The organism is Anaerococcus lactolyticus ATCC 51172 (genome assembly GCF_000156575.1).
Taxonomy (GTDB): Bacteria; Bacillota; Clostridia; order Tissierellales; family Peptoniphilaceae; genus Anaerococcus; species Anaerococcus lactolyticus.
The window spans coordinates 1-520 of the sequence record NZ_GG666082.1; the positions used below are offsets into that span (position 1 = coordinate 1).

1 protein-coding gene is annotated in these 520 nt (G+C 29.6%); it reads left to right on the top strand.

Annotated elements, in window-relative coordinates; all coding sequences use genetic code 11:
- Positions 1-520: recombinase family protein (locus HMPREF0072_RS10355; protein ID WP_004830367.1), on the top strand; the 520-nt coding region annotated here is incomplete at both ends.

Genomic DNA, 520 nt, shown 5'->3' on the forward strand with positions numbered 1-520 from the left:
AAAGCTCTCAGAAGATAAAAAGAGAAAAAGGTGACTTCATCAGTGCCTTTGCACCTTATGGATATAAAAAATCAGAAAATAACAAAAATAAGTTAGTGGTTGATGAACAGGTTGCTAATAACATTAAAAATATATTTGATATGAAGCTCCTGGGATATTCCTCAAAGGCAATTGCAGATGAACTAAATCATTTAGGAGTTTTAACTCCAAGAAAATATAAAGAAAGTCAAGGATTTAAGTGTAATGGATTTCAAAATACAAAAGGTGGAAATTGGTCAGCAAAGACAGTAAATAGAATTATAGAAAATGAAGTATATATTGGAAATACCTTACAAGGAAAGAGTGTTACTTTAAGTTACAAAAATAAAAAGCAGATAGAAAAAGAGAAAGAAGAATGGATAAGAGCAGAAAATACCCATGAAGCAATTATAAGTAAAGAAGTTTTTACTATTGCAAATACGATGCTTAAAAGAGATTTGAATAACTCTCGTGGAAAGGACAAAATTGATATTTTTACGGG